Below are 20108 nucleotides of genomic sequence, written 5' to 3'. Positions count from 1 at the left end.
CGCGTCTCGTTCAGCGAACGGGGCCGTCGGGTTACCCCTTGATGAACGCCAGCAGGTCCGCATTGATGATTTCGGCATGCGTGGTGGCCATGCCGTGCGGGAAGCCGGGATAGGTCTTCAAGGTCCCATGTTTCAGCAGCTTGATGCCGATGCGCGCGGAATCGTCGATCGGCACGATCTGGTCGTCCTCGCCATGCATCAGCAGCACGGGCACGTCGATCGCCTTGAGATCCTCGGTGAAGTCGGTCTCGGAGAACGCCTTGATGCAGTCGTAATGCGCCTTGGTGCCGCCCATCATGCCCTGGCGCCACCAATTGCGGATCACGCCTTCGGAGATTTTGGCGCCGGCGCGGTTGAAGCCGTAGAACGGGCCGGTCGGAATATCGAGGAAGAACTGCGCGCGGTTGGCGGCGAGCGCGGCACGGAAGCCGTCGAAGACCTCGATCGGCAGGCCGCCCGGATTGCTCTCGGTCTTCAGCATGATCGGCGGCACGGCGCCGAGCAGCGCCGCCTTGGCGACGCGGCCCTTGCCATGCTTCGCCACATAGCGCGCGACCTCGCCGCCGCCGGTGGAGTGGCCGACATGAACAGCATCCTTGAGGTCGAGCTTGGCGGCGAGGGCGGCGACATCGGCCGCATATGTATCCATCTCATTGCCAGTCTCTGTCTGGCTCGACCGGCCATGGCCGCGACGGTCATGCGCGATGACGCGAAACCCCTTGGCGAGGAAGAACAGCATCTGCGCGTCCCAGTCGTCTGACGACAGCGGCCAGCCATGGTGGAAGACGATGGGCTGCCCCGCGCCCCAATCCTTGTAGAAGATCTGCGTGCCGTCCGATGTCGTCACGTAACCTGAGCTCATGGCTGTGCCTTTCTCTCGGGATGGAGTCAGCCGCGAAGGCGCGGCCCGCTGGCGCCCCGCGTCGATGCAATGTGTCGGCGAGGGGGTGCATCGTCATCTTATCCGTCACCACGGAGGTTCTCAGTACGGCAGAGGTATATGCGACATCGTTACGCCCCGAGGCTGCGATGCGCTCTGCTCAAATCATGAGCCAGCGCCCCAGCATGATGGCGGCCTTATTCAGCGCCGTTCCCAGGCAAGCCGCCCGGTTCCATGCCGGACGCCTCGATCGCGTGCGCGGAACCCGGCGAGCGCATCGTTGCGCCGGGGCCCGCGATCGCATAAAGCCTGTTCCCAAATCGTTCACGTTGGCTCAAGCCCATGGGCTAACTCATTGAAAGCTCAACGCTAATGGGAAAATCGCTGATTCCGCCGGAGCCCGCGGAGATTCACGAGGTCGCACTGCGCGAGGCGCTGGAAGAGCGCTATCTGGCTTATGCGCTCTCCACCATCATGCACCGCGCGTTGCCCGACGCCCGCGACGGCCTCAAGCCGGTGCACCGGCGCATCCTCTACGGCATGCGGCTGCTGCGGCTCGATCCCGGCACGGCGTTCAAGAAGTCGGCCAAGATCGTCGGCGACGTGATGGGCTCGTTCCATCCGCATGGCGACCAGGCGATCTACGACGCGATGGTGCGCCTCGCGCAGGATTTCTCCTCGCGCTATCCGCTGGTCGACGGCCAGGGCAATTTCGGCAATATCGACGGCGATAACGCCGCCGCCTACCGCTACACCGAAGCGCGCATGACCGACGTCGCGCGGCTGCTGCTCGAGGGCATCGACGAGGACGGCGTCGAGTTCCGGCCGAATTATGACGGCCAGTCGAAGGAGCCGGTGGTGCTTCCGGGCGGCTTCCCGAACCTGCTCGCCAATGGCGCGCAGGGCATCGCCGTGGGCATGGCGACCTCGATCCCGCCGCACAACGCCGCCGAGCTGTGCGACGCCGCGCTGCATCTGATCGAGAAGCCCGACGCCAAGTCGCGCGCGCTGTTGCGCTGGGTGAAAGGCCCGGACTTCCCGACCGGCGGCACCGTGATCGACTCGAAGGAGTCGATCATCGAGGCCTACACCACGGGCCGCGGCTCGTTCCGCGTCCGTGCCAAGTGGAAGCAGGAGGAGGGCAACCGCGGCACCTGGATCGTGGTGATCACCGAGATCCCCTATCTCGTGCAGAAGTCGCGCCTGGTCGAGAAGATCGCCGAGCTGCTCAACGAGAAGAAGCTGCCGCTGGTCGGCGACGTCCGCGATGAATCCGCCGAGGATGTGCGGCTCGTCATCGAGCCGAAGTCGAAGAACGTCGATCCCGCGCTGATGATGGAATCGCTGTTCCGGCTGACCGATCTCGAGAGCAAGATTCCGCTGAACCTGAACGTGCTGATCAAGGGCAAGATCCCGAAAGTGGTGGGTCTCGCCGAGTGCCTGCGCGAATGGCTCGACCATCTGCGTGACGTGCTGCTGCGGCGCTCGAACTACCGCAAGAAGCAGATCGAGAACCGGCTGGAGATCCTGGGCGGCTATCTGATCGCCTATCTCAATATCGACGAGGTGATCCGGATCATCCGCACCGAGGATGAGCCGAAGCCGGTCCTGATGAAGACCTTCAAGCTCACCGAGGTGCAGGCCGAGGCGATCCTCAACATGCGCCTGCGCTCGCTGCGCAAGCTCGAGGAAATGGAGATCCGCACCGAGGACAAGAACCTGCGTGGCGAGCTCAAGGGCATCAACGAGCTGCTCGCCTCCGAGCAGGTGCAGTGGGCCAAGGTCGGCGAGCAGGTCAAGACAGTGCGCGACCTGTTCGGGCCGAAGACGCCGCTGGGCCGACGCCGCACCAATTTCGCCGACGCGCCGGAGCACGACCTCGCCGCCATCGAGGAAGCCTTCATTGAGCGCGAGCCGGTCACGGTGGTCGTCTCCGAGAAGGGCTGGGTGCGCACGCTCAAGGGCCACGTCGCCGATCTGTCGAACCTGCAGTTCAAGACCGACGACCAGCTCGGCCAGGCGTTTTTCGCCGAGAACACGTCCAAGGTGCTGCTGTTCGCCTCCAACGGCAAGTTCTACTCGCTCGATGTCGGCAAGCTGCCCGGCGGCCGCGGCCATGGCGAGCCGATCCGCATGTTCATCGACCTCGACCAGGACGCCTCGATCGTCTCGATGTTCGTCAGCAAGGGCGAGCGCAAATTCCTCATTGCCGCCTCCGACGGCCAGGGGTTCGTGGTCAAGGAGGAGGATTGCGTCAGCAACACCCGCAAGGGCAAGCAGGTGCTGAACGTGACGGCGCCGGCCGAGGCGCGCGCGATCACCACCGTCCAGGGCGATCAGGTCGCGGTGATCGGCACCAACCACAAGATGGTGGTGTTCGGTCTCGATCAGGTGCCGGAGATGGCGCGCGGCCGCGGCGTCCGGCTGCAGAAATACACCAGCGCGCAACTGTCCGACGTCACGACGTTCGAGCAGAAGCAGGGGCTGGCCTGGAAGGATTCCGCCGGTCGCGACCAGGGCCTCAGCTGGAAGGAGCTGGCCGACTACCGCGGCAACCGCGCCGACGCCGGCCGCATCGCGCAGGGGCTGCCGAAGTCGAACAAGTTCAACCGGCCGATCGAGTAGCGACGTAATAGTATCCGTCCGGCCGCCGTCTATATCAGACAGCAGGCGATCACGAGGTAGCGCGATCGCCGGGGACCTTTCGGATGGCGCACTCGCATTCTCACCATCACGGCCATGATCATTCGCATGATCATGGCCAGTCTCACGCCCACGGCCACGCCGGCCACAGCCACGCGCCCACGAGCTTCGGTGCGGCGTTCGCGATCGGCGTCTCGCTCAACACCGCGTTCGTCATCGCCGAACTCGTGTTCGGCTATGCCGCGAACTCGCTGGCGCTGATCTCGGACGCCGTCCACAATCTTTCCGACGTGATGTCGCTGCTGCTGGCCTGGGGTGCGCTCTGGCTGTCCGGCCGCAAGCCGACCGATCGCCACACCTACGGCTATCGGCGCGCCTCGATCCTCGCTGCGCTCATCAATGCCGGCCTGCTGCTGCTCGTGGTCGGCGGCATCGCCGTCGAAGCCATTGATCGCCTGCGCAACCCCGGCGAAGTGGCCGGCAGCACCGTGCTGTGGGTCGCGTCGCTCGGCATCGTCATCAACGGCGCCACCGCGCTGTTGTTCATGCGCGGCCGCGACACCGATCTCAACATTCGTGGCGCCTATCTGCACATGGCCGCCGATGCTGGCGTGTCGTTCGGCGTCGTCGTGGCCGCGCTGGTGACGATCTGGACCGGCTGGCTATGGGTCGATCCGGTGGTCAGCCTGATCATCGCGGTGGTGGTGCTGCTGAGCGGCTGGGAGCTCGCGCGCGACAGCGTCAACCTCGCGCTCGACGCCGTGCCGCGCGACATCGCGCTGCCGGAGGTGCGCGACTATCTCGCCGCGCTCGACGGCGTCAGCGAGGTACATGATCTCCACATCTGGGCGATGAGCACCAACGAGACCGCGCTGACCGCGCATCTGGTGCGGCCGGGCGGCACCGACGACGCGTTCCTGCATCAGGTCTGCGCCGAGCTGTCCCGCCGCTTCAACATCCAGCATCCGACGCTGCAGATCGAGGCCGACGGCTGCGCCTGCAAGCTGGCGCCGGCGGACGTGGTCTGAGCCGGCGATGCCTCAGCTCCATCCCGCCAGCCTCAGCAGCACGCCGGCGGCGCAAGCCGCTCCAAGCACCGTCATCATGCCGAGCTTGAAGCGGAGGATGGCGACCGCCGCGGCGAGCGAGAGCAGCAGCGCCGCGCCGTCGACGCTTGCCAGCACCGGCGCGTCGAAGTCGAGGCCGAAGCCGGTGACCGGGACAGTCTGGCGGAACAGCGTATGCAGCGCGAACCAGATCGACAGATTGAGGATCACGCCGACCACTGCCGCGGTGATCGCGCCCAGCGCGCCCGCGAGGCCCTTGTTGCCGCGCAGACGCTCGATGTACGGCGCCCCGACGAAGATCCACAGGAAGCATGGCGTGAACGTCACCCAGGTCGCGAGCAGGCCGCCGAGCGTGCCGGCGATCAGCGGTGAGAGCGATCCGGGATCGCGCGCAGCGGCGATGAAGCCGACGAATTGCAGCACCATGATCAGCGGGCCCGGCGTGGTCTCGGCCATGCCGAGCCCGTCCAGCATCTCGGCAGGGGCAAGCCAATGATAGTGCTCGACCGCCTGCTGCCCGACATAGGCGAGCACCGCATAGGCACCGCCGAACGTCACCATCGCCATCTTGCTGAAGAACAGCGCGATCTGGCTGAAGGTGCTCTCGGTGCCCAGCATCGCGACCAGTGCGATCACGGGGGTCAGCCAGAGCGCAAGCCAGACCAGGGCCGTGACGACCGTGCGTCGCGGATTCGGCTTGGCATGCTCCGGCAGCAGCTCGCCGAGCGCGCTGTCGCGGTCGCCATTGTCGCCGGATCCATGGCCCGCGGCGGCGAATTCGGGGCGTCCGGCGCGGGCGCCGAGATAGCCGATCACCCCGGCGGCGATGATGATCAGCGGAAACGGGACGGCAAAAAAGAAGATCGCGATGAACGCGGCGGCGGCGAGGCCGATCATGAGGTTGTTGCGCAGCGCGCGGCTGCCGACCCGCACCACCGCCTGGATCACGATCGCGAGCACCGCGGCCTTCAGCCCGAAGAACAATGCCTCGACGAACCAGACATGGCCGAACGCAACGTAGATCCAGCTCAAGGCCATGATGGCGATGATGCCGGGCAGGATGAACAGGCCGCCGGCCATCAAGCCACCGGCGGTCCGGTGCATCAGCCAGCCGATATAGGTCGCCAGCTGCTGCGCCTCGGGGCCAGGCAGCAGCATGCAATAGTTCAGCGCGTGCAGGAACCGGCTCTCCGACACCCAGCGCTTTTCGTCGACGATGATCCGGTGCATCATCGCGATCTGGCCCGCCGGGCCGCCGAACGACAGCAGCGCCACGCGCAGCCAGACCCGGAACGCCTCGGCAAAGCTGACGCCGTGACCGGCGTCAACCTTGGTGGAGGCAGTTGATGAGACCAGTTCGGTCATGGCTTCACCTTGCTGGTCGGCCAGTTGTGCGATTCGCCGGTTGCGTCGCGGCACCAGCGATAAAACGCATCATAGAGCCCAAGGCCAGCGTCGAGTTGCGCAAGGTCGTCGTCGTAGATGCGGGACAGGCCGAGCGAGGCGGCGAGCAGCCCCGGCGCCTCCGCGCTGAGATCGAGCCGCGCCGTATCTGCCGCGCGCACGATCCTGGCCAGCCGCTGCAGGGCCGGCGTCGTCAGCCCGAATTCCTCGATCATGACATCGAAGGTACAGAATTCGCCGCGGTGGCTCCAGAACGTGCTCTCGACGTCGAACGGCGCAGCCTTGAAACGCTCGCCGACCGCCATGACTTCGGACGGAGCGACGAAGAGAAACACCGCCTGCGGATCGACGAAGCGGCGGATCAGCCAGGGGCAGGCGATGCGGTCGATCTTCGGCCGGGCGCGGGTGACCCAGACGGTTCGTCCTTCGCCGTCCCGCGGCGGCAGCTTGGCGACGGGGACCAGCGGCAGGCCCGCAGCCTTCCACGCCTCGAAGCCGCCGTCCAGGTTTTCGGCCGAGGCCTTGGCCACGCGCAGCCAGGCCGCAGCACCGTGCGAAAGCTTGGCACCCCGCTGGCAGATGACAATGACCGAGCGGCCGGCGAACGCCGCGCTCCACTGCGGCGCCTCCACCGCGGGGCGCCGGATCGCGCCGGGAATGAGCCGCGGATCGGCGGCGAAATCCTCGTCGGTGCGAACGTCGATCAAGATCGGTGCCTGCGGGGTTCCGATCAGACGGCTGAGCTTGTCGGGAGAAATCGATGCGAAGGATGACATGTTGCGTCCTCGTGTCAAAATGACGGGACGCGATACTTGGGCATGTCGCCTCGTGGGGAGATCGCGAGGTCCCCATGTCGGGCATTACAGCGGAACCGAATTGCGCTGTCAATCGCGGTGCGGCGCAGTCGTCCGGCTCTATGGTAACGTCGCTGCCGCGCCACTCGGGTCGCGCCGAGAGCGATGCGGGTGAAACGAGGAGAACGGGCGATGCCCTCACAAGCCGATCATTGGGCGCATGATCACGTCTTCCTGGGCGCCCAGCACGAGCGCAACGAGCGCCGCACCTGGTTCGTGGTCGGCCTGACCCTGGTGATGATGGCCGGCGAGATCGCTGCCGGCTCGCTGTTCGGATCGATGGCGCTGCTCGCCGACGGCTGGCACATGGGCACGCATGCGGCGGCGCTCGGGATCGCCGGGCTGGCCTATCTCTTTGCCCGCCGGCACGCGCGCAATTCGTCGTTCAGCTTCGGGACCGGCAAGTTCGGCGAACTGGCCGCCTTTTCGAGCGCGATCATTCTGCTGATCATCGCGCTCCAGGTCGCCTATGAGAGCGTGATCCGGCTGTTGCGCCCGGAGCCGATCGCCTATGGCGAGGCGATCGCCGTCGCGATCCTGGGTCTCCTCATCAATCTCCTCAGCGCCTGGCTGCTGGCCGATTCGCACCCGCATCATCACGGTCATCACCATCACGCCGAACATCATCATGACCACGGCGACCGCGAGCATCACCACCATCACCACGACAACAATCTGCGCGCCGCCTATCTCCACGTGCTGGCGGATGCGGCGACTTCACTGCTGGCCATCGCGGCCCTGCTGATCGGCATGTATCTGGGCTGGGCCTGGGCGGATGCCGCCGTCGGCGTCGTCGGCAGCGCCGTCATCGCCAGCTGGGCGTATGGACTGATCCGCGATGCCGGCGCAGTACTGCTGGACGTCAATGCCGATCGCAGGCTCGAGGCCACGATCCGGGCTCGGCTGGAGGCGGGCGGCGACCGTGTCACCGATCTGCACCTTTGGCAGGTCGGGCCCGGTCACCGCGCGGTGGTCGTTTCGATCGTTTCTAAGACCCCTCTGGCGCCGGCGATATACAAAAAGCGCCTGACGGATCTGCATGGGCTGAGCCACGTCACCGTCGAGGTGGAGCACGGCCTGCATGTCTGATAACAGCCCCTTGCAATACATGGATGGACTGCCCCGATGCCTGTGACGATCTATCATAATCCCGCCTGTGGCACGTCGCGCAACACGCTGGCGATGATCCGCGCGTCCGGCGAGGAGCCAGAGGTGATCGAATATCTCAAGACGCCCCCGAGTTGGGAGCAACTGATTGCGCTCATCAATGCCATGGGAGTGAAGGTGCGTGACGTGTTGCGCGAGAAGGGCACGCCCTATGCCGCGCTCGGGCTCGGCGATCCCAAATGGACCGACGATCAGCTGATCGAGGCGATGCTGGCGCATCCGATCCTGATCAACCGGCCGATCGTGGTGACCGGCAAGGGCGCGCGTCTGTGCCGTCCTTCGGAACTCGTTCTCGACCTGCTCGATCATCCGGTCACGTCGTTCACCAAGGAGGATGGCGAGCGGGTGACCTGGCCTGCCTGATCAGGCGCTTGCACGTTGAACGCGCGGTGAGTTGAAAGCATGGATATCGCGGCCCGCCTCGATCTGATCAACTGGCTCGTCGCCCAGAGCCTCACCGGCGTCGCCGAGAACGATATTCTGCGCGGCTTCTGCGAACGCTGCCGCGCTGCCGGGCTCGATCTGTCGCGCGGCCTCGCCTTCATCGACACATTGCATCCGATCTTCGAAGGACGCGGCTTTCGCTGGAACGAGATCGCCACCAACGAGTCCGACAGTTTCGAATATGGCTCCAGCAATGACGGCGAGGCGGCGCAGAATTGGCGGCGCTCGGTGTTCCACCACATGCTGGAGAAGGGACATGACGAGCTCAGCATCGATCTGACCGATTGTGCGCATCTCGACTTCAACATGATCCATGATCTGTCGGCCAAGGGGCATCGGCACTTCCTGGCCTTCGTGCACCGGTTCGGCGAGGCCGGCACGCTGGGCCAGATGGACTGCTTCTATTCCTATTGGCTGACCCGGCGTGACGGCGGCTTCACCGAGCTGCAGCTGGCCGCGCTCCGCGACCTGATTCCGTTGCTTGCGCTGACCATCAAGTCCGCCCAGCAGGTCGACATCGTGCGCACCTTGGGACGGGTCTATCTCGGCCGCGACGCCTCGGAGCAGGTGCTGCGCGGCCGCATCTCCCGCGGTGTCACCGAGCGCATCAATGCGGTGCTCTGGTTCTCCGACCTGCGCGGCTCGACCGCGATCTCCGAGAGCATCGCTCCCGACGAGATCATTCCGCTGCTCAACGACTACGCCGAGGCGTCGATCGACGCGATCTATGAAACCGGCGGCGACGTGCTGAAGTTGATCGGTGACGGCGTGCTGGCGATCTTTGCCGGCGGCGACATGAGCGCAGCCCGCCAGGCCGCGCTGCGCGCCGAGCATCGATTCCGGCTCAATATCGCCAGGCTCAATGCCCGTCGCACGGGCGAAGGACGGCCCGTCACCTCGGCCTATGTCGGCCTGCATGTCGGCGAAGTGTTCTATGGCAATATCGGCAGCGAGGACCGGCTCGACTTCACCGTTGTCGGGCCCGCCGTCAACGAGGTCAGCCGCATCGCCTCGATGTGCCGCTCCGTCGATCGCGAGCTATTGGCCTCGTCGGAGTTCTGCGAGGGGCTTGATCCTGAGGGGCGCCGCTACCTGGTGTCGACCGGTCGCTATGCGCTGCGGGGCATCGGCCGCGCGCAGGACCTGTTCACGCTCGATCCGGAGATCGCGGCGAGCAGGCCCGCGACCAAGGCCTATGAGAACTACCTGGCGGACGAGTTGTCGCACCCTTGACCCACGTCAATGCCCGCCAGCCTCGAGTCTGCCCAGCATCGGAAGCCGGGGAGATGACGCTCATGTACACGCATATCTTGCTTCCGACCGACGGTTCCGATCTGTCCAAGGCCGCGATCAAGCACGGCGTCGCGCTCGCGAAGGCCACTGGCGCCAAGATCACCGCGCTGGTGGTGTCGACGCCGCTGCATTCGCTGGTGGTCGATCCGCACGCCGCCACCAAGGCGCTGGCGCAATACAAGTCGCTGGTCGCGGATCAGACCGCGAAATATCTCGACCATGTAAAAGAGGATGCGGAGCAGGCCGGCGTCGCCTGTTCCACGCTCTGCGTCGAGCATGACAAGCCCTATGAGGCGATCGTTGACGCGGCGCGCAATGAGGATTGCGACCTGGTGCTGATGGCCTCGCATGGCCTGCGCGGCGTCTCGGCGATTCTCGGCAGCGAGACCTTGAAGGTGCTGACGCATTCGACCGTGCCGATCCTGGTCTACCGCTAGATTAGGCCGGCTGTGGGGCGGGCTGCTGCGGGATCGCGATCGCCGGCGAGGTCAGGATGACCAGGGCCTGCAGGCCGAAGATCGCGGCGGCGACGTAGAGGCAAGCGTCGGCGCCGTAGCGGCCGCCAATGATCGCCCCGAGCAGCGAGCCCAGCGGACGGGCGCCGTAGCTCAGGATGTTGATGGCGGAGACGCGCCCGAGCAATCCCGCCGGCGTCACCGACTGCCGCAGCGTGGTGGTCGAGATCACCCAGAGGATCGGCCCCGCGCCGAGCAGGAAGAAGCTGAGCGCCGCCAGCAAAGGGGAGGGGACGATCGTGGTCAGCGCCATCACCAGCGCCGCGGCGAAGCCGGTGACGGGGCCGAGCCCGATCACAGTGCCGAACGGGAGAAGCCGCAGGACGCGCGTTGCCAGCAGCGCGCCGCACACCATGCCGACGCCGAACATCGACAGCACTGTGCCGATGCCGCCGGCCGCCAGGCCGAGCCGATGCACCGCATAGGGCACGAACACGGCCAGCAGCAGGAAATGCGCGGTATTGAAGATGAACTGGGTCACGAACACCGGTCGCAGCAGCGGATGACGCAACACGAAGGCCGCGCCCTCGCTGAGGTCGGCGAGCGGATGGCGGCGGGGCGCTGGCGCGCGAACGGGCTCGCCGAGGCCGGCGAGGCACAGCGCCGCGATCAGCGACAATACCGCGGCGCAGCCGAAGGCGGGAACTCCGCCGATCCAGCCGACCAGCATGCCGCCGAGCGCGGGCCCGGCGGCGAAGGCGACGGTGCGGGCGAGCTCGATCCTGGCATTCGCAGTGGCGAGATGGGCCGGAGCCACCAGGCTTGGCACCAAGGCCGGCGCCGCCACGCTGAACACGACCGTGCCGCACACCGCCGTGAAGCCGAGCGCAGCCAGCAGCGGCAGCGTCAGCATGCCGCTGGCAAACGCCAGGACGATCGTGAGCAGAGCGAGCGCGCGCAGCGCCTCTGCCGAGGCCATCAGCAGCCGTCGCGGCATGCGGTCGGCGAGCAGGCCAGCCGGAATGGCGAACAGCACGAAGGGCGCGGTCAGCGCCATCTGCAGCAGGCCTGTCTCGCCCTCACCAACGCCGAGCGCAAGCACCGCAACGATCGGCGCGGCGGCGAGCGCGATCTGCTCGGCCGATTGCGCGACGAGGTTGGACCAGGCGAGGCGATGAAAGCCTGTGGGAAGGGCGGGCGTGCGATGCATGACAAGGAACCTGACGTGATGTTGCCTGGCCATCATCGACTTGGGAAATCAGCGCGCCCACCCGGTTTCCGACCGCGCCGCAGCAGTCGTCCCAAGCGGCCGCCCGACTGCCATCGCGGCAACGGCCTCGTCGCAATGCGCCGGGGGAGGTGCGAACGGCTGCGCCGACATCAACCGGCGGAGCGGCCATGATCGATCGGCAGCATCATGGTATCGAGGTATCTCCGGTCCCCGTTGCCGAACTGCCCCGGAAATGTCTGCTCTTGCAAATAAGTTGCATTAAACGTCGGTTTCGTTCAGGATAATGCCATGGACGCAAAACCGTCAGACCTCTCTCCTGTGCACGCCATGGCCTCGACGAGCGACGGCCATGCCCGAGGCGGCTGGCGCGGCGAGCGGGGCGACCCCTCGCTGGGGAACATGTTCGCCTCAGTGCGCACCAGCGCCAAGGGGTCGCTCTGGCGCAAACTGGTCGCCTTTCTCGGCCCGGGCTATCTGGTCGCGGTCGGCTACATGGATCCGGGCAACTGGGCCACTTCGCTCGCCGGCGGGTCCAAGTTCGGCTACGTGCTGCTCTCGGTCGCGCTGCTGTCCAACATCATGGCGATCGTGCTGCAATCGCTGTGCACGCGGCTTGGCGTCGGCACCGGCCGGGACCTTGCCCAGGCCTGCCGCGACTCCACGCCGCGCTGGGTATCCGTGCCGCTGTGGCTGTCGGCGGAAATCGCGATCACGGCGACCGACCTTGCCGAAGTGATCGGTACGGCGATCGGTCTCAGCCTGCTGTTCGGACTGCCACTGTCGATCGGCGTCTGCGTCACGGCGCTCGACGTCTTTCTGATCCTGGCGCTGCAGGCCTTCGGCTTCCGTTGGATCGAGGCCTTCGTGGTCGCGCTGCTCGGCATCATCGCGCTGTGCTTTGCGATCCAGATCGCCATGGCGCAGCCGGACTGGGCGCAAGTGATCAAGGGTTTCGTTCCGAGCGGGCAGCTGCTCGCCAATCCGGAGATGCTCTATCTGGCGCTGGGCATTCTCGGTGCGACGGTGATGCCGCATAATCTCTACCTGCATTCCGGTCTGGTCCAGACCCGCGGCTATGGCGACAGTCTCAAGGAGAAGCGCGAGGCGATCACGCTGTCGACGATCGACTCCACGATCGCGTTGTGCCTGGCGCTGACCATCAACGCCTCGATCCTCATCCTTGCCGCGGCGACGTTCCACCGCACGGGCCAGCATGACGTGGCCGAGCTCGATCAGGCGCATTCCTTCCTGGCACCGCTGCTGGGCTCGACGCTGGCTCCGACCCTGTTCGCGATCGCGCTGTTGTGCTGCGGTCTGAATTCGACGATCACCGCGACCCTCTCCGGGCAGATCGTGATGGAAGGCTTTCTGCATTGGCGCATTGCACCATGGCTGCGCCGGCTGATCACGCGCATGATCGCGATCGTGCCGGCCGTGGTGGTGACGATCTGGGCCGGCGAGAAGGCGACGGGGCAGCTGTTGATCCTCAGTCAGGTCGTGCTCAGCCTGCAACTGCCGTTCGCCGTTGTGCCGCTGGTCCTGATCACGGCGAGCCGCGCCAAGATGGGACCGTTCGTCGCGCCGCGCTGGCTCACGGCGATCGCAACCGTGATCGCGATAGCCATCATCGGGCTGAATGCCAAGCTGGTGTGGGATCTGGCGACGGGATAGGGGCGAATGGCGAATAGGGAGTAGCGAAGAGGGCGATTCGAAGTGCGCTACTCCCTATTCGCTACTCGCCCTCTCACTCCTGCGGCTCCGGCGCCGTGTGGCCCTCGTCATCCACGCGCAGCCAACCGGCCGCCGCCAGCCGCTGCTGCGGCAGATAGCGGCTCTTGTAGTCCATCTTCTTCGAGCCCTCGATCCAGTAGCCGAGATAGACGTAAGGCAGCCCCTGGCGCCGGGCGCGCGCGATGTGGTCGAGGATCATGAAGGTGCCGAGCGAGCGCGTGGTCTCGGATGGGTCGAAGAAGGAATAGACCATCGACAGCCCGTCGCTGAGCACGTCGGTCAGGGCGACCGCGATCAACTCACCACCCCTGGCGTTCGGGCCGTTGCTCAGATTGCGGCGGCGGTACTCGATGATTCGCGTCTCGACATGGCTGTCCTCGACCATCATGGCGTAGTCGAGCACCGTCATGTCGGCCATGCCGCCATGGCGATGGCGTTGATCGAGATAGCTGCGGAAGATCGAATATTGTTCCGAGGTCGGCACGGCGCTGCGCTGCTCGCCGACCAGATCCGAATTGCGCGCGAGCACCTTGCGGAAATTGCGCGAAGGGCGGAATTCATTGGCAATCACGCGGACCGATACGCAGGCCCGGCACTGGTCGCAAGCCGGCCGATAGGCGATCGACTGGCTGCGGCGGAAACCGCCATGGGTCAAAAGGTCGTTGAGATCGGTCGCCTTGTCACCGACCAGATGCGTGAACACCTTGCGCTCCTGTCGCCCGGGCAAATACGGGCAGGGCGACGGCGCGGTGAGATAGAATTGCGGGGTGTCACGCGAATGCTGGGTCAAGGAACGTCGCGAGCCTCCGAGGCGATCGTGAACAGAATTGCGCTCCGAAGGCGGCCGGTCAATCGCTTTTGATGCGCCACGTCAGCTCTCACCAGGTGCGGGCGGGTTGAGCGAGCTGCGCCCGCACCGAGGTGTTGATCACCACGGTTCCGAGCACGAAATCGTGGAGCAGTCGCCGGCGTCCGTTGAACAGTCCGACAAGCAGCACGAAAGGCGAGAGCACGGACACCGAGATCCAGAAGCACACCGCGTGCACCGCACCGAGCACAAAGTAGCCGGGCGCGCCGTACCAGGTCCGCAACTCCAGATCCATGATCCGCATGCCGATCGTCGCCGAGTTCGGACCGCCGATGGTGGCGCCGTAATAGACGATCGCCCAGATCACCGAGGCCGGCGACACCAGCCAGAACAGTGCCCAGCCGAGACCGAGCGTGACCAGGCCGAACACCGCGATGAAGATCACGGCCAGGATCACCGGGACCGCGAGCACCAGCAGGTCGATCAGGAACGCGATCATGCGCCGCGTCAGCACGCCGCGAAACAGCTCCGGCTGTTGATAGGGATCATAGGCGTGCGGGCGAATCTCGGCGCCGCCGCTGGACCAGCCACCTCTGCCGGGGTCCGTATACGCCATGGATGCATCCTCCCAAATTGGCAACGAGGACATGGGAACCCCGGCGGCGCTTGCAAGAGGCGATCCTTGGACACTCTGCGGCGAATTTCTGGCGTTTTCGCGTCGTGGCGCGCGAGACGCGTTGGTCAGCGATGCTGCTGGCGAAGCCGCTCGGCCGCTTGCGGTGCGAAATAAGTGAGCACGCCATCGGCCCCGGCGCGCTTGAACGCGAGAAGGCTCTCCATCATCGCCCGGTCACCGTCGATCCAGCCATTATTCGCCGCCGCCGCGATCATCGCGTATTCGCCCGACACCTGGTAGGCGAAGGTCGGCATGCTGAACGTGTCCTTCACGCGCCTGACAACGTCGAGATAGGGCATGCCCGGCTTCACCATCACCATGTCGGCGCCCTCGGCGATGTCGAGTTCGACCTCGCGCAGCGCCTCGTCGGTGTTGGCGCTGTCCATCTGATAGGTGCGCTTGTCGCCGGTCAGCGTCTTGGCCGAGCCGATCGCATCGCGAAACGGGCCGTAGAAGGCGGAGGCATATTTGGCCGCATAGGCCATGATCTGCACATCGAGGAAGCCGGCCTGGTCGAGCGCCTGGCGGATGGCTCCCACCCGGCCGTCCATCATGTCCGATGGCGCGATGATGTCGCAGCCGGCTTCGGCCTGGACCAAAGCCTGGCGCACCAGCACCGCGACGGTCTCGTCGTTCAGGATCCGGCCATCCTTGATCAGGCCATCATGGCCATGGCTGGTAAACGGGTCGAGCGCGACGTCGCACAGCACGCCGATGTCCGGGAATTCCTGCTTGATCGCGCGCACCGCCTGGCAGACCAGATTGTCGGGGTTGCAGGCTTCGGAGCCGTGCTCGTCGCGCAGCGACGGCTCGGTATAGGGGAACAGCGCGATGCAGGGAATGTCGAGCTTGGCAGCGCGTTCCGCATCGCGCACGATCTCGTCGACGCTCAGCCGTTCCACGCCCGGCATGGAGGCGACTGTGCTGCGGGTCCGGTCGCCCTGGACGACGAACAGCGGCCAGATCAGGTCGTCGGTCGTGAGCACGTTCTCGCGCACCAGCCGACGCGCCCACTCGGCCTTGCGGTTGCGGCGGGGACGAATGGTCAGATCGAGCGCCGGCTGAGTCGCGGTGGTGCGCGCGACGTCGCGCAGGTCGATCGGGCGCCCGAATTTGATCGCCATGGGGTGCTGGCTCCTTGAGCTGGCCGGCGAGCCGGAGGATTTGATTTGTTGTAATTCCAACAATGTCTATCACCTTGCGCGCGCCCCGTCACTTGACCTGACGCAAGCTGCCCAGTTGATTTGCCGCCCGGTTGGTTTCACGGTCCCAGCCGGCCCAGAATCGCCATTCTCCTGATCTTGAGAACCCTTATGATCCCCTTGATGACGCGCCCCATCCCGCCGAGCCGCTATGCCTGAGATCCCTTCGGCGAGAGATCTGGCCCGCGACAACGCCGCCATGTCGGTCGCGGCCCTGTCCTCGGAGCGGCGTGACAGCGACGAGAATATCTGGACCCGCCGCCTCGTGCTGTTCCTGCGGGTCATGGCCATGCTGTCGATTGCCAAGGGGCTGTACCATTGGGCCCAGGTGACCGGGTTCATCGGCGGCGAGGACGACGCGTTCGAGAACCAGGCCATGGCCTGGCAGGCGGCGACGGTCTATTTCGCGGTCATCGAACTCGTCGCCGCCGTCGGCCTGTGGCTGGCCACCCCCTGGGGCGCGGTGGTGTGGCTCACCACGGTCGTGTCCATGGCGGTGATCGAGCTGATGTTCCCGGGAATCTATGGCGGCAGCCTGCTGGTGGTCGCGGGCGAGGCGGTCATGCTCGCCGCCTATCTGGTGCTGGCCTGGATGGCTGCGCGCGAGCGTCCACCATAGGTGGTGCGGTAAATTTGTTGCACGTTGTAAATCTTCTCAGCGCGATGCAAGTAATGTTTCGAACACCTTAAGATCGCTTGCCACAGCTGTTACACAGACCTTAGCGGCGGCAAGCTCACCTGTTTTGGAATGCAACAGGGGGGTGAAACAGAGCGCGAACATCGCGCATCGACCGTCAACGGATACTTGCAAAAGCTGCTGTATTTACAGGCTTAAAAGAGGATTCACTCTCCGCGATTCATTCTCTCTTTATGCTCTTATTTAAGGCGATCTTCAAAGCACCCCCCTTAAGTTCGTTCTATCAGACGGGACAAAAGTTTCGTCGAATAAGTCGACAAAAACGACGACAGGGGAAGTGTCATGATGAAAGCCGTTGCGACGGCCGTGGAGACTGCTGCGCCCGGCCAGGGCGGCACCGTGCAGTCGCTCTATCTGGAAGCCCTGACGCTGGTGGAGCGGCTGCATCGCCGCCTGCTCGACGTCATCAAGGACGAGTTCGATCGGCGCGGTCGTTCCGACATCAACTCTGTGCAGGCGCTTCTGCTGTACAACATCGGCGACAAGGAGCTGACCGCGGGCGAGTTGCGCACGCGCGGCTATTATCTCGGCTCCAACGTCTCCTACAATCTCAAGAAGCTGGTCGAGCTTGGCTTCCTCGATCACCAGCGCTCCCGCGTTGATCGCCGCTCGGTCCGCATCCGCCTGACGCCGCAAGGGCAGGAGATCCGCCGCATCGTCGACGCGCTGTATCAGAAGCACGTCAAGACCGTGGAGCAGGTCGGCGGCATTTCGAGCGAGGAGTTCTCCACGCTCAACAAGTCGCTGCATCGTCTCGAGCGGTTCTGGACCGACCAGATCCTGTATCGCCTCTGAGGCGTTCACCTCGTTTCGGCTGAGCCGGCGTCGACGATAAAGACCGGAGAGCTGATCATCATCTGAGTTCGATTTCGCGTCGGCCCGATCGGGCCGGCGCTTTTTCTTTGCGCGCGCGATCCGATCATTCGCTGTTGCGAGAAACAGTCGTTCCGAACTGGAACCATTCACGCCGTCCGGACTTGTCCCTGCCGGAGGTCGCATCATGCTGCACGATCACGGAATGCAGATCATGAACGTGGAGCTGGTCGGCGACGCCTATGCGATCGCGGCCAACTATCTGCGCCTGTCGGGGGCGATGCCTGACACCATCGCGCCGGACGAACGGCTCGTCGACATCATCGTTCAGCTGGTTCACCGCGGAGAGTTCAACAAGCTCAGGCTCGCGAACAAGGCCATCTCGATGTTCGAGATGGCCCAGTCGGCCTGACCATCAAGAGGGGATGATATGGAAGCCGCCATCGATCGCATCATGCACACTTATGACCTGCTGGCGAACCGCACGGCTGCGGCCAGCGAGGAGGCGCGCCGGAAGGTCAGCGCCTACATCCAGACTCTGTTCGAAGCCGGTGAGCGGGACCCGCATCGCCTGACGGTGTGCGGCCTGACTTACTTGCGTCAACTCGATGGGCGCGTCGATCCGGTGAAGGCGGGCTACACCGGACTGTGAGATAGATCGCAAGGTTGCTCGCGCTGCGCGCTTGCCTCATGATATCGACAACCTGTATGAGACTATCCGGTTTCATGCAGGTTGTTTGTTTTCGAGGGGAAGCGATGCGTTTGCGCCTCGCGCCGTCGGTACGGCGGTGACTTTGGCTTTGGTATGCGCACAGTCGAGCCGGTCGACGAGCACAGCTGAAACGGTCGCGGCACCGCAGTTCACGAAAGAGTGGAAGGCGCTGGGGAAGAAGATTGGCGCCTGCGCTGAGACGAGGATCACGAAAATCACTGATCGCGGCGAGAAGCCCTTGTCTCCCACCCCATTCAAGTTGGGGGAAAAGCTCGACGAGGATGGTGAACCCCTGATGTATCAAGGGACCTACGTTCAGGAACAAGACGGCGCGGAGCAGATCGACGCGGAGTGGAATGCCGGCGTGGTCCACTCCAGACTGGGCGATCGTATGCGTCTTTGCACCGTCTGGAAGCCGAAGAAATGCCCGCCCGGCGATGATCGGGGACGAATCTACAAGGCGACCAATCTCCGGACCAAGGACACGTGGCAGATGTCGGAAAGCTGGCACTCCTGCGGCGGGGCCTGTGGGACCGGACTTGCTCTGCCGCCCGTCCACCATATCTGGCATAATGACCCAGGATGACCCGCAACGGCTGGCCTGTCCCTTGGCCTGCCGCCGCCCGTATGGTAAGGGCAGGGGATCTTTCCGACCGCCTTCACTGAACCGACCGCAGGCCACTTAAGGTCTTGCGGACGTGGAGATATTCCGCCGATGACCGCTTCCAGCGCCAAGCCCGCCTCGTCAGTCGATTCCTTCTTCTCCGCCACTTTGGCCGAGGCCGATCCCGAGATCGCCGCCGCCATCAAGGGTGAACTCGGTCGGCAACGGCACGAAATCGAGCTGATCGCCTCGGAAAACATCGTCAGCCGGGCGGTCCTTGAGGCCCAGGGCTCGGTGATGACCAACAAATACGCCGAAGGGTATCCGGGCGCGCGCTATTATGGCGGTTGCGAATGGGTCGACGTCGCCGAGAACCTCGCGATCGACCGCGCCAAGAAGCTGTTCGGGGCCAATTTCGCCAACGTCCAGCCGAATTCCGGCAGCCAGATGAATCAGGCCGTGTTCCTGGCGCTGCTGCAGCCTGGCGACACCTTCATGGGCCTCGACCTCGCCGCCGGCGGCCATCTGACCCACGGCTCGCCGGTCAACATGTCCGGCAAGTGGTTCAAGGCCGCGCATTACACCGTTCGTCGCGACGACCATCTGATCGACATGGATGCGGTGGCGAAGCAGGCCGAGGAGGTCAAGCCGAAGCTGATCATCGCCGGCGGCAGCGCCTATTCGCGCCCGTGGGACTTCAAGCGCTTCCGCGAGATCGCCGACCACGTCGGCGCCTATCTGCTGGTCGACATGGCGCATTTCGCCGGCCTGGTCGCCGGCGGCGCGCATGCCTCGCCGGTGCCGCATGCTCACATCGTCACCACCACCACCCACAAATCCCTGCGCGGCCCGCGCGGCGGCCTGATCCTGTGGAACGACGAGCAGTTCACCAAGAAGCTGAACTCGGCGATCTTCCCGGGCCTGCAGGGCGGCCCGCTGATGCATGTCATCGCCGCCAAGGCGGTGGCGTTTGCCGAGGCGCTGCGGCCCGAGTTCAAGACTTACGCGAAGAACATCGTCGAGAATGCGAAGGCGCTGGCGGAATCGCTGCGCGCGCAGGGCTTCGACATCGTCTCCGGCGGCACCGACAATCATTTGATGCTGGTCGATCTCCGGCCGAAGGGGCTGAAGGGCAACGTCTCCGAGAAGGCGCTGGTCCGCGCCGGCATCACCTGCAACAAGAACGGCATCCCGTTCGACCCCGAGAAGCCGTTCGTCACCTCGGGCCTGCGGCTCGGCACCCCCGCCGCGACCACCCGCGGCTTCGGCGTCGCCGAGTTCCAGCAGGTCGGCAGCCTGATCGCCGAGGTTCTGAATGCGATCGCGCAGGCGCCGGACGGCAGCGCGCCGCTGGTGGAAGCCGCGGTCAAGGCCAAGGTGAAGGCGCTGACCGACCGGTTCCCGATCTATCAGTAAGGCTTGACGCC

The 20108-nt window shown here is 65.1% G+C and carries 20 protein-coding genes; 13 read left to right on the top strand and 7 right to left on the bottom strand.

The genetic code is table 11. The features are described 5' to 3' along the window. Positions 1–31: 31 nt before the first annotated feature. Positions 32–862 carry an alpha/beta fold hydrolase gene (locus tag BBTA_RS21860; protein ID WP_012044683.1) on the bottom strand — a complete coding sequence of 277 codons (831 nt, stop codon included), beginning with the start codon at positions 860–862 and terminating at the stop codon, positions 32–34. A 390-nt stretch (positions 863–1252) separates the two neighbouring features. On the opposite strand from BBTA_RS21860, the gene parC reads away from it, so the two are divergent. Continuing rightward, entirely contained in the window at positions 1253–3505 is a 2253-nt protein-coding gene (gene parC / locus BBTA_RS21855; protein WP_012044682.1) for a DNA topoisomerase IV subunit A, read from the top strand. 83 nt (positions 3506–3588) lie between these two features. Further along, the gene (locus tag BBTA_RS21850; protein WP_012044681.1) at positions 3589–4551 is read left to right on the top strand and encodes a cation diffusion facilitator family transporter; all 963 of its coding nucleotides are present in this window, start codon (positions 3589–3591) and stop codon (positions 4549–4551) included. Positions 4552–4563: 12 nt separating this feature from the next. Here BBTA_RS21850 and chrA read toward each other — a convergent pair whose 3' ends face one another. Beyond that, a complete protein-coding gene (chrA, locus tag BBTA_RS21845; RefSeq protein ID WP_012044680.1) occupies positions 4564–5955 on the bottom strand; it encodes a chromate efflux transporter in 1392 nt (463 codons plus the stop codon). Further along, positions 5952–6770 (bottom strand): sulfurtransferase/chromate resistance protein, encoded by an 819-nt coding sequence (locus tag BBTA_RS21840; RefSeq protein WP_012044679.1) that lies wholly within the window; start codon positions 6768–6770, stop codon positions 5952–5954. The genes chrA and BBTA_RS21840 overlap by 4 nt, the downstream gene beginning before the upstream one ends. Before the next feature lie 210 nt (positions 6771–6980). On the opposite strand from BBTA_RS21840, the gene dmeF reads away from it, so the two are divergent. The 4 genes from dmeF (at position 6981) to BBTA_RS21820 (ending at position 10189) form a co-directional block, all read left to right on the top strand. Beyond that, positions 6981–7937, top strand: a complete 957-nt coding sequence (gene dmeF, locus BBTA_RS21835) for a CDF family Co(II)/Ni(II) efflux transporter DmeF (protein WP_012044678.1) — start codon at positions 6981–6983, stop codon at positions 7935–7937. Positions 7938–7973: 36 nt separating this feature from the next. Beyond that, complete coding sequence (arsC, locus tag BBTA_RS21830) at positions 7974–8378, top strand: arsenate reductase (glutaredoxin) (protein WP_012044677.1); 405 nt, start codon at positions 7974–7976, stop codon at positions 8376–8378. 39 nt (positions 8379–8417) lie between these two features. Then, positions 8418–9692, top strand: coding sequence for an adenylate/guanylate cyclase domain-containing protein (locus BBTA_RS21825; protein ID WP_012044676.1), 1275 nt, complete (start codon positions 8418–8420; stop codon positions 9690–9692). A gap of 62 nt (positions 9693–9754) precedes the next feature. Continuing rightward, the gene (locus BBTA_RS21820; protein ID WP_012044675.1) at positions 9755–10189 is read left to right on the top strand and encodes a universal stress protein; all 435 of its coding nucleotides are present in this window, start codon (positions 9755–9757) and stop codon (positions 10187–10189) included. 1 nt (position 10190) lies between these two features. Here BBTA_RS21820 and BBTA_RS21815 read toward each other — a convergent pair whose 3' ends face one another. Beyond that, positions 10191–11417, bottom strand: coding sequence for an MFS transporter (locus BBTA_RS21815; protein ID WP_012044674.1), 1227 nt, complete (start codon positions 11415–11417; stop codon positions 10191–10193). Between the two features lie 309 nt (positions 11418–11726). Between BBTA_RS21815 and BBTA_RS21810 the strand changes: the two genes are divergently transcribed. After that, entirely contained in the window at positions 11727–13109 is a 1383-nt protein-coding gene (locus BBTA_RS21810) for an Nramp family divalent metal transporter (protein WP_041750812.1), read from the top strand. Positions 13110–13182: 73 nt separating this feature from the next. On the opposite strand, the gene BBTA_RS21805 is transcribed toward BBTA_RS21810, so the two are convergent. From BBTA_RS21805 to hemB, 3 genes are all read right to left on the bottom strand, one after another. After that, positions 13183–13959 carry an arginyltransferase gene (locus BBTA_RS21805; RefSeq protein ID WP_012044672.1) on the bottom strand — a complete coding sequence of 259 codons (777 nt, stop codon included), beginning with the start codon at positions 13957–13959 and terminating at the stop codon, positions 13183–13185. 88 nt (positions 13960–14047) lie between these two features. Further along, positions 14048–14593 (bottom strand): RDD family protein, encoded by a 546-nt coding sequence (locus BBTA_RS21800; RefSeq protein ID WP_012044671.1) that lies wholly within the window; start codon positions 14591–14593, stop codon positions 14048–14050. Between the two features lie 125 nt (positions 14594–14718). Further along, a complete protein-coding gene (gene hemB / locus BBTA_RS21795) occupies positions 14719–15777 on the bottom strand; it encodes a porphobilinogen synthase (protein ID WP_012044670.1) in 1059 nt (352 codons plus the stop codon). 229 nt (positions 15778–16006) lie between these two features. On the opposite strand from hemB, the gene BBTA_RS21790 reads away from it, so the two are divergent. From BBTA_RS21790 to glyA, 6 genes are all read left to right on the top strand, one after another. After that, complete coding sequence (locus tag BBTA_RS21790; protein ID WP_041750811.1) at positions 16007–16474, top strand: DUF6163 family protein; 468 nt, start codon at positions 16007–16009, stop codon at positions 16472–16474. A 360-nt stretch (positions 16475–16834) separates the two neighbouring features. Continuing rightward, positions 16835–17347, top strand: a complete 513-nt coding sequence (gene ldtR / locus BBTA_RS21785; RefSeq protein WP_006612768.1) for a transcriptional regulator LdtR — start codon at positions 16835–16837, stop codon at positions 17345–17347. 205 nt (positions 17348–17552) lie between these two features. Next, positions 17553–17777 carry a hypothetical protein gene (locus tag BBTA_RS21780; protein WP_012044668.1) on the top strand — a complete coding sequence of 75 codons (225 nt, stop codon included), beginning with the start codon at positions 17553–17555 and terminating at the stop codon, positions 17775–17777. An 18-nt stretch (positions 17778–17795) separates the two neighbouring features. Further along, a complete protein-coding gene (locus BBTA_RS21775) occupies positions 17796–18017 on the top strand; it encodes a hypothetical protein (RefSeq protein ID WP_006612770.1) in 222 nt (73 codons plus the stop codon). Positions 18018–18048: 31 nt separating this feature from the next. Next, a complete protein-coding gene (locus BBTA_RS21770; RefSeq protein WP_244424074.1) occupies positions 18049–18663 on the top strand; it encodes a hypothetical protein in 615 nt (204 codons plus the stop codon). Positions 18664–18792: 129 nt separating this feature from the next. Beyond that, a complete protein-coding gene (gene glyA, locus BBTA_RS21765; RefSeq protein ID WP_012044666.1) occupies positions 18793–20097 on the top strand; it encodes a serine hydroxymethyltransferase in 1305 nt (434 codons plus the stop codon). Positions 20098–20108: the final 11 nt, after the last annotated feature.

This window comes from Bradyrhizobium sp. BTAi1 (genome assembly GCF_000015165.1).
GTDB classification, from domain to species: Bacteria; Pseudomonadota; Alphaproteobacteria; order Rhizobiales; family Xanthobacteraceae; genus Bradyrhizobium; species Bradyrhizobium denitrificans.
This window is presented reverse-complemented; position numbering and strand designations above follow the sequence as displayed.